8 protein-coding genes are annotated in these 9,314 nt (G+C 47.8%); 2 read left to right on the plus strand and 6 right to left on the minus strand.

The genetic code is table 11. The features are described 5' to 3' along the window. From KE626_RS34325 to KE626_RS34350, 6 genes are all read right to left on the minus strand, one after another. Positions 1–1,788 (minus strand): RagB/SusD family nutrient uptake outer membrane protein (locus tag KE626_RS34325; RefSeq protein ID WP_211977655.1); only part of this gene is annotated, 1,788 nt, incomplete at its 3' end. Positions 1,789–1,807: 19 nt separating this feature from the next. Continuing rightward, positions 1,808–5,119 (minus strand): TonB-dependent receptor, encoded by a 3,312-nt coding sequence (locus KE626_RS34330; protein WP_211977657.1) that lies wholly within the window; start codon positions 5,117–5,119, stop codon positions 1,808–1,810. 204 nt (positions 5,120–5,323) lie between these two features. After that, positions 5,324–6,514 (minus strand): FecR family protein, encoded by a 1,191-nt coding sequence (locus KE626_RS34335; RefSeq protein ID WP_211977659.1) that lies wholly within the window; start codon positions 6,512–6,514, stop codon positions 5,324–5,326. Between the two features lie 75 nt (positions 6,515–6,589). Beyond that, positions 6,590–6,889: a hypothetical protein gene (locus KE626_RS34340; protein WP_211977661.1), complete on the minus strand. Its 300-nt coding sequence runs from the start codon at positions 6,887–6,889 to the stop codon at positions 6,590–6,592. Beyond that, positions 6,886–7,326: a MauE/DoxX family redox-associated membrane protein gene (locus KE626_RS34345; RefSeq protein ID WP_211977663.1), complete on the minus strand. Its 441-nt coding sequence runs from the start codon at positions 7,324–7,326 to the stop codon at positions 6,886–6,888. Before KE626_RS34345 ends, KE626_RS34340 begins: the two co-directional genes overlap by 4 nt. A 105-nt stretch (positions 7,327–7,431) precedes the next feature. Next, on the minus strand, positions 7,432–8,031 hold the full coding sequence (locus KE626_RS34350) for an RNA polymerase sigma factor (RefSeq protein WP_211977665.1): 600 nt from the start codon (positions 8,029–8,031) through the stop codon (positions 7,432–7,434). A gap of 216 nt (positions 8,032–8,247) precedes the next feature. Here KE626_RS34350 and KE626_RS34355 point away from each other — a divergent pair, with 216 nt between their 5' ends. Next, positions 8,248–8,826 carry a TMEM175 family protein gene (locus KE626_RS34355; protein ID WP_211977667.1) on the plus strand — a complete coding sequence of 193 codons (579 nt, stop codon included), beginning with the start codon at positions 8,248–8,250 and terminating at the stop codon, positions 8,824–8,826. Positions 8,827–8,949: 123 nt separating this feature from the next. After that, a complete protein-coding gene (locus KE626_RS34360) occupies positions 8,950–9,291 on the plus strand; it encodes a YciI family protein (RefSeq protein WP_211977669.1) in 342 nt (113 codons plus the stop codon). Positions 9,292–9,314: the final 23 nt, after the last annotated feature.

The raw sequence follows: 9,314 nt of genomic DNA on the forward strand, positions 1-9,314 counted from the left end.
TACCAGGTTAGGATTCTTATCTGTTTCCGTTTTCAGCATAGGCCACAGGTAATGTTTCTTCTGAAAAACCCTGCGCTCCACCGGCACTCTTTTAAAAAATGCAGGATCGGTTTTCGACTGGCCCTGAAAAATGCTCATGCCATAAATGTTACCGTTGTCAATGGTTTCCGACATCTTCCAGCGATGATTATCAAAGTAGCGCTGTGATTCAAAAGCCAGCTCTATTTGTCTTTCATGATGCACCCTTTCCCTCATCTCCTCTTTGCTTAACCCGGCAGGCAGCCCTGGTAAGCCCGCGCGGGCCCTGATCAGGTTAATGTACTTGTATACATCCGTCACCGGTCCCTGTGCTTCATTCAATGCTTCGGCATAATTCAGGTATTGTTCGCCCAGGCGGAAAAAGATCCAGGTGCGCAGTGTAGTTTTCTCCACCGGTCTCCACACAAAATTGGGATCTGATAATTTTTTCAGCATATACCCGGTAGCGCTGTAGTTACCTCCACCGGCTACACCTTTTCCATCAGCGCCCTTGAACCAGAATTCCAGTCCGCCGGTTCTCGTTTTCCATACTGCGCCGGAATAATTGATGCTGGCATAAAAGCGGGGTTCGCGGTTTACATACATGTTGCTGGTGCCGGCTACATACAGGTTGTTGGGTCCGGCCACATCCGTAAAACCGGTTTCTGTGTAGCCCGACAACGGATTGACAATGGGCGAATGATCGGCGGTATAACCGGTGATGGGGCGCAATCCATTCGCCATTTCATACTGGTCTACGATATCCTGGGTAGGTGCATTCAGGGAAAAGCCCGAAAGACTCAGCGGTTCACTGTACACATCCAGCCCGTCATAGTTCCCTTCGTTATAGGCAAAAAGTACTTCTTTGTTATTGTTGACATAAAACAGTTCCTGGTAATTTCTTACCGGATCATTATTGGCAGCGGTATATAAACCATATCCGGCAGCTTCTGTCTGATCTATACAACTTTTAGCGGCATCTGCTGCAGCCTGCCAGCGCGAAGCCTGGTAATCGGGAAACAGGCGGTTGCCTTCATTGTCTTTGACGCCGGTATAATCCGGATTGCCGTTAAACAGCGGGCTGGCCATATACAACAGCACCCTTGCTTTCAGCGCCAGTGCAGCAGATCTGGGCACGCGGCCATACTCTGTGCCTTCTGTAATGCGTGCAGGCAATAATGCGGCTGCCTGGTCGCACTGTGATACGATATAAGCCACACACTTTTCCAGCGGCTGCCGGCGGAGCGCCTTGAAGTTAGCATCCAGCGTAAGCGTGCTGTCGGCGATGGGAATAGGACCGTATACTCTTACCATCAGGAAATGAAAAAACGCCCGCAGAAATATGGCTTCTCCTTTTTGCCGGTTTCTTGCCGCCTGCGTATAAAGCTGATCCAACGGCACTTTATCAATATTCTCTATGAAAATATTCGCCTTACGTAAACCGCCAAAGTTCCTGGCCCATGGATTGATCACCGTAGAATTGGCATCCCAGGCGCCGGAGGTCATACTGTTGCAAAAAGATATCGCGTAATATTGCTTCAGCTCATCAGCGGCGCCGTGATAGGGGTTTTGCGCATTGTCCGGCCATATCGCTTCCTGCGGCATTTGCGCATATACATTTGTGAGAAAATTACTGGCATAATCTCTATTGGCAAATACCTGGTCAATGGTGAGGTCATCATCCGGCGCTTTATCGAGAAAATCTTTTCTGCAGGACACCGCTGTCAGGATCAGTAACAGAAGTACCAGGGAATTGATAGTTGCTTTCATGCTATTCGTTTTACTGCTGTTAAAAATTTACCTGTGCACCAATATTGATACTGCTTTGGAGAGGATAAGTACCTTCTCCGTTATCATTCTCCGGGTTCACCACTTTAATATGATCCCAGATAGCCAGGTTGGTACCGTTTACAAAGGCACGGATGCCGGCGATACCTATCCGTTTCATCAAAGCCTGGTTAAAGGAGTATCCTATTTCAGCTGATTTCAGCCGCAGGTAATTTCCATTTTTCATGTACAGGGTATTGGTGATATAGTTATTGGTGCTTTTCAGATCAATAACAGAAGGATACTTTGCATTGGTATTGTCGGCGCCCGGTTTCCAGCGGTTATCGTAGTATTCACGCATTACATTGTAGCTGTCTACCCCATCCAGGAAGGCAAAGGTGGAGCGGCCCTGCAGGAACAGGTTTGTTCTGGTAGCACCGGTAAAAAATATACTCATGTCAATGCCCTTCCATGCCACCGTACCGCCAAATCCAAACATCAGTTCAGGGTTACGGGGAAATCCGAAATAGGTTTGGTCATTGGCATTGATAACGCCATCGCCGTTGAGGTCTTTGTATTTGATATCACCGGGGCGGATAATTGCCTGCAGTGTAGTTTGTGAAGGGCTTTTATCAATGTCTTCCTGGTCTTTAAAAAGACCAATGGCTTCATAGCCGTAAGGCCGGTCAATGCTTTGTCCCCTGCTGTTCTGGTAAGCAAGCGGTCTTACCGGTGAATCATCTTCTATGATAATATTATGTGCATAGGTAAAATTGGCCTGGAAGGAATAATAAAAACCTGATTTTGTCCGGTTCTTTATTTCCAGGCTGCCATCCATGCCTTTGTTATTTACTATGCCCAGGTTGGCATAGGGAATGATATCGCCCGGGTAACCGGCGGAAATCGGTATTTGTCCGCGACGGATCAGGATACCGCTTCTGCGTTCTTTAAAGGCGTCTACCGTGAGTGTAATTTTCCCGTTGAGCAATTCAAGATCTACCCCAACATTGGCTTTGGTAGCCACTTCCCAGGTTACGTTCGGATTGCCTATGAGGCTTTCCTGGAAGGTACCGGTTTGGTAGGTCTGGTTTTCGCCAAACAAATAACTGGCAGGCGCATTTTTATTAATGGTGCTCTGGAACAGGAACCGGTCACCCCCGATCTGGTCATTTCCTACTTTTCCGTAGGAGCCTCTTAACTTCAGGGAGCTGACAACGTTTTTATTCCAGAAGTTTTCATTGGATACCACCCAGCCCACTGCGCCGGAGGGGAAGAATCCATATCTTTTCCCTTTGGGAAAATTTTCTGATCCGTTGTAGCCGCCATTGAATTCCAGTAAATACCTGCTGTCGTAATCATAGGTAACACGGCTGGCCAGCCCCTGTCGTCTGAAGGGTATATTACCGATAGAAGTACCTGCGGAGAGATTTACATATTCGCGGCGGTTACCAAGGATCAGTCCTCCCACACGATGTTTCCCAAATGCACGGTCGTAGTTGGCCGACAGCTCCAGGTAAGATGCCCTGTTGGCGTCGTAACCGGTACCATAGCTCAGCGCCTGTTCTCCGCCAATCGGTGCGTATTTATCAACGCCGTTCGCGTCTTTACCGAGGTACTGGAAGGTAGCCGGTACTTTGAAACGGGTATTCCGCATGAAGTTATAAAAGTCGTAGGCAAACAATCCTCTGAGCGACAGCCCCTGTGTAACCAGGGAAGAAAGATCCCAGGTGGTACCGAGGGAGCTCTGGATATTATTCCTGAACTGTTTTTCATAACCGGTTTGTGTGCTCACTACATAGGGACTCCTGTTGAGGAAGCCGTTTTTCGCCGGCACAGATCCATTGGGATTTTTTACCGGGAAAGCGTTATTAGGCGTCCAGCGCAGGTATTCGAAAATGGCTCCTGCAGAGGCGCCCGGGTAATTGGAGTTTTGAATGATGCCGCCTAAGCTCAGGTCCATTTTCAGGTTTTTGGTGATGTTTACATCCACATTAGATCTGAAATTGTAGCGCTTCATGCTGCTGTTGGTTTTATAGGGCACGGTAGGGTCTTCCCTGTAAATGCCGTCTACCAGCGTAAAGCCAACATTGGTATAATAGCGGAAGGTTTGATTACCGCCTGTCAGGCTCAGGTTGTTGATGGTTTGAAGGGTATTCTTTTTTAAAGTGGTGTTGATCCAGTCTACATCGGGATAGAGATAGGGATCTGACTGGTCTTTAAATTTCTGCAGTTCTTCCTGTGTAAAAAAGGCGGGCTTCCCTACATTGGCCATGGCTTCATTACAGAGCAGTCCGTATTCGTAGCTGTTGATATATTCAGGCAGGCGCAAGGCTGTCAGCCGGGCGGTTTCTGTACGGAAAGATACCCGGGGACGGCCTTCCACGCCTCGTTTGGTATTGATCAGAATTACGCCGTTAGCGCCGCGGATACCATATACTGCGGTAGCGGAGGCATCTTTCAGCACAGAAAAGCTTTCTATTTCCTGTACGTTCAGGTTGTTCATATCCCGTTCTATACCATCTACCAGGATGAGCGGTGTTCTGCTTCCGTTGATGGTGCTGAAGCCACGGATAAATACGCTGGCGGCATCATAGCCGGGTTCTCCGGAAGACTGCCGGGTTATGATACCTGGTAACCTGCCGCCGATGGCGTTTGACAAGGAGGCGGTGGCAGATTGCTGTACTTCGCTTACTTTAACGGTAGATACCGCGCCGGTAACGGATACTTTTTTCTGTTTACCAAAACCCACGATCACTACGTCGTTCAATTTCTGGTTTTCCAGGTCGGGAAGTAGCTTAATGGTGATGCTTTTAGCGGCGCCGGGATGTATCACCTGTGTTTTGTACCCGATAAAGGTAACCGACAATGAATCATTCTCGTTGCCTATTTCTACCAGGAATTTACCGAATACGTCGGTGACTGCTCCTTTGCTGGTGCCCAGTACCTTGATGGTAGCGCCGGGCAGTACTTCCTCTTTTTCATTCGTGACCTTGCCGGATAATACCCAACTTAAAACGGAGGTGGGGTTATTTTCATTTTCCGGTCTTCTTTTAACAATGATGGTGCGGTCCAGTACCTCGTAGGTAAATGGCTGCCCGGTAAAACATTCTGTTAGCACTTTTTCCAGCGGGGTGTTGGTCACATCGAGACTGATCCGCCGGGTATCATTGAAGTAGCGTGCATCATAAAAAAAAGTGTAGCCGCTTTGTTTGCTGATCTGCTGCAGCACTTTTTTAAGCGGCGCATTCTTCTCTGATAAAGTTACCTGCTGGGAGTAGCCGGTGGCACTGGATTGCAGGCAAATAGCCGTTAATAATAAAGCAGTTAATTTCATAACCCGCGAAACTTTGGAATGGTTGATAAAGCAGTTCCCCGCTATCAATTTGTACAGGCGCAGAGGATCCTTGCGATGAATGGTAAAATTCATACATTTGCGATGTTAAGGTTGAAGGATTTTGATGATACGAAGTCCCGTTTAGCCTGACATTCACCGGCAGCGTACCAGCGCTTCCGGTTTTTTTGGCTTTTTCTGTTTCTCTTATCTTGTCATATAGATATTCCTGTCGCTTATTTTATAGTGGATATTACTGGTGAGTTCCATCATTTTTAATACTTTGGAAAGATGGGCCGTTCTTGGGATTTCCCCGTTGAACCGGTAGCCGCTCAGGCCTTTATAGTCTATGGTTACGTCGTACCAGCGTTCCAGTTGCCGGACTACTGCCGGGAGGTCGGCATCGTTGAAAATAAATTTGCCGTTCCGCCAGGCGAGTGCTTCTTCTGTATCGGCGTCGTTGATCAGTTGAATGGTGTTGTTGTTATCCTGGTTGACTTTTGTTTGCTGTCCGGGTTTTAAGATCCTGGTTTGCGTGCCGGCGGATACGCGTATGCTGCCCTGGAGCAATGTGGTGGTGATATTGACGTCGTTATGATAAGATTGTATATTAAACCCTGTTCCCAGTACTTCTACCCGATGGTTGCCGCTGGTTACCAGGAAAGGTGCGGAGGCGTTGCTGACTACTTCAAAATACGCTTCGCCGGTGATGTCCACTTTGCGTGAGCTGCCGGAAAAGGCCGCCGGGAAACGGATAGAGGAAGCGGCATTGAGCCATACATGTGAGCCATCCGGAAGAACCACCTGGTATTCGCCGCCTTTGGGCGTGCTGATGGTGTTAAAGGCGGTAGCATCACCGCCTGCGAGGGAGGCATCGTATACCAGCTGACCGTTGCCTGATTTTTTTATCACGGTTTTACCCTGGCTGGCCACTACGCCTGTTTGTGCATCATCGAGCACAATGGTGGATCCGTTGGCTAATGTCAGTACCGCCTTACGGCCGCCGGGCGCCACATCGCTTTTATGCTGAACGGCCACTACCGGTGGTGTTTTACTTTTTCTAAAAATAAAAAACGCCAGCGCACCGGCTGCTACCAGTAAAAGTACAGCCGCTGCCCTGCTCCAGGCAATGGACCGGGTGCGTGATGGCGGTTTCGTTTGTGCGATAGCGTTATATACGCGGTCAAACGACGGCTGCCAGTTTTCCTGCTCCACTTCCTCCAGTGTCATTGCTTCCGCGGTATCGCTGCTGAGCTCTTCTAACAGCTGCCGGTTGCTTTCGCTGGCGGCGAGCCACTCTTCCAGGATGTCCTGCTCGGCTGCAGTCAGTTCACCGGAGCGCTGCCGGTGGATCAGCCCGGCCATATATAATAACCGTTGTACGTCTTTTTCTTCCATAGAAAATAATAGCCGGCAGTGGCTGCCCTTTAACGCCCGTTTACCGGGCAGCACACCGCGCAGCTGGTTAAATGGTTATTGACCAAAACGATTTCCCTGGTTATAGGTACGGATCTCCGTACCAAATAACTCATACGTACATACGTAGTCGCTGGCGGTGCATTCACCTTCATTTGGCGGTGGTATGTAAGAATAATGAGAGAGATCCTGGTCGGCAGCTGTTACCAGGAAGCCCGTATATATTTCTTTGGGGCCAAATGTTTTCAACAGCGAAGGCCCTACCCTGGCTGCCCGGGATGCATGTGCGGAGAAGATAGCCCCTGCAGTGCCCAATACCAGCACGGCAGCTATCATTATCCTTTTTAACTGTTTCATGATTTTACTATTTTCAGGTGATTAAAAGTTTTTCTCCGCAACAGGATGGCCCCGACCGTAACGGCCATAAAACACAAATTAAAAACGAGGTGCTGTGTCCAGTTCAGCGACCGCAGCACGCCCCCGCAGGAACAGGGAACACGGTGGTAGAAATTCAGCTTCACTAACATGATGTACCCGGTAAACAACAACAGCAACAACAACGAACCATACAATGCCCATGTTCTGGTAACCTGTAAGATCAGCAACAACGTCAGTACCAGCTCACTCACCGGTATCGCCCATAGCAGCACCGGCTTGAACATTGCCGGGAAAGCCTGGTTATAGAGCTGCTTCCGGTATTCGTGGAAGTCCAGCAGTTTGCTCAGACTGGCGTAAACAAATAATAAGATGAGTAAGCATACCAGCGCTTCCTGGACAATCGCCTTTGTTTTCATGTGGAATAACCGATTGATGTAATAGATACACCGCCCAAATCATTTTGGGTTAGCCGGGTTATTTTTTTTTGAAAAAATATTTAATAAAAAGAGAAGGATACGCAGCTAATCCTTGCGCATAGCGGCGAGTAAGAGTAAGGCAAATGGGAGAATATCGCGGCCCTGTAATTTTTCCTTTACCAGTTCCAGGGCGCGGGCTTTCTGGCCTTTAACAGTATTAACGGAGATCTGCAACGCTTTGGCGATTTCGCGGTTGGGCAGCCCTTCCAGGTAACTCAGCTCAAATACCCGTTTCATTTTACCGGGCAGGCTGTTCACTGTTCTGAGAATTTCGGCTTTCACTTCTGCCCGGATGATTTCGTTGGCAATAAAATCTTCTTCCCTGTCGATGTTGGCTTCATATACCTGGTGCCGGTATTGCTGGTTCTTTTCTTTTCTCAGTTCATTCAGACAGGCATTTTTTGCCGTGATATACAGGAATGCTTTCAGCGATTGGAAACTGGTCACCCGTTCATGATGATGCCAGAGTTTTATAAAAGTTTCTTCTGCTACATCTTCCGCTACGGCATGGTTGCTGATAAATCTTCTTGCAAAAAGCGTGATGACAGGAAAATAGCGTTCCATCACATAACGAAAGGCCAGCTCATCGCCCTGTTGCAGGCGCATGGCGTAGATATCCTCATTAATAGTACCTGTTACATTCATGAATTACAGTGCTTAGGCAAGCGTATTTTTTTGCGGAACGACTTTGGTGTTGAGAGATCAAATTAAGTCATTCTGCAGAGGAGGACTACAGATCAATGAGCAAATTCTAATACGATATTGGCTTCTGCAATGATAAAAAAGGGCATATGGTTGACTATTACGCCACATGCAGCCAACAATTTTTTCTTTATATTTATTTTTTCAACACACTTCTCTATGAACAAAAGCCGGCTGGAAGCCTTTAGCGATGGTGTAATTGCCATCATCATTACCATCATGGTCCTCGAAATAAAAACACCGCACAGCGCCGAATGGCGGGATCTGATGCCGCTGTACCCGGTGGCGCTCAGCTATATGCTGAGCTTTATATATGTAGCTATCTACTGGGGTAACCACCATCACCTGTTACATACTGTGAAAAAGGTAACACCGGCTATTATATGGGCCAACGCTCATTTGTTGTTCTGGCTGTCGCTCATTCCTTTCGCTACCGCCTGGATGGGAGAAAATCATTTTGCCGCACATACCGTTATTGTTTATGCGTTGTTCCTGATGCTGGTGGGTGGCGCTTTTGCCATTCTTCAGCAAACCATCGTGAAATCCAATCCTTATTCTCCCGAGATGATGGCCGCCCTTGGACGGCAACAACGCAAAGCTATCATCTCTGTTACTATCTACCTGGTAGCCATCGGGATGACCTTTGTTAATACCGCTATTTCGGGCGTGCTGATCTTCCTGGTGGCTGTGCTCTGGTTTATCCCGGACAACAACATTGCACGGATACTGGAAGAATAATGCTGCAGCAAGTAATTAATTTCCAATAACAATACACTAATAGAAAAATAAAATACATCAAAAGTGTCCATGATGCAAATATTCGGTTGTTATGAAGCTTTATAACAGTTAAAACTTACGACTATGAAAGATTTTCTCTTTGTGTACAGAGTAGATGCCAGCATAATGGCCAACCGTTCTCCTGAAGAAATGCAAGCCAACACCCAGCGGTGGATGGACTGGATCGGCAGTATTGCGGCACAGAACAAACTGGGCGACCGTGGCAACCGTTTATATCCAACCGGTAAAGTAGTAAAGCCTAACCAGGTAGTGACCGACGGGCCTTATACGGAACTCAAGGAATCGCTCGGTGGTTATTCTATTGTAAAAGCGGCTTCCCTCGATGAGGCAGCTGAACTGGCCAAAGGATGCCCTGTTTTGGAAGTAGGCGGTAATGTGGAAGTGCGGGAGATCAATGCGATGTAATTTCTTTTCACGACAAAATCCCA

Origin of the sequence: Chitinophaga hostae, assembly GCF_018224885.1 — a bacterium.
GTDB lineage: Bacteria > Bacteroidota > Bacteroidia > Chitinophagales > Chitinophagaceae > Chitinophaga > Chitinophaga hostae.

Coding starts and splice junctions, on each gene's coding strand:
- KE626_RS34330 (WP_211977657.1), bottom strand. CDS start 5,119: ATGAAATTAACTGCTTTATTATTAACGGCTATTTGCCTGCAATCCAGT.
- KE626_RS34335 (WP_211977659.1), bottom strand. CDS start 6,514: ATGGAAGAAAAAGACGTACAACGGTTATTATATATGGCCGGGCTGATC.
- KE626_RS34340 (WP_211977661.1), bottom strand. CDS start 6,889: ATGAAACAGTTAAAAAGGATAATGATAGCTGCCGTGCTGGTATTGGGC.
- KE626_RS34345 (WP_211977663.1), bottom strand. CDS start 7,326: ATGAAAACAAAGGCGATTGTCCAGGAAGCGCTGGTATGCTTACTCATC.
- KE626_RS34350 (WP_211977665.1), bottom strand. CDS start 8,031: ATGAATGTAACAGGTACTATTAATGAGGATATCTACGCCATGCGCCTG.
- KE626_RS34355 (WP_211977667.1), top strand. CDS start 8,248: ATGAACAAAAGCCGGCTGGAAGCCTTTAGCGATGGTGTAATTGCCATC.
- KE626_RS34360 (WP_211977669.1), top strand. CDS start 8,950: ATGAAAGATTTTCTCTTTGTGTACAGAGTAGATGCCAGCATAATGGCC.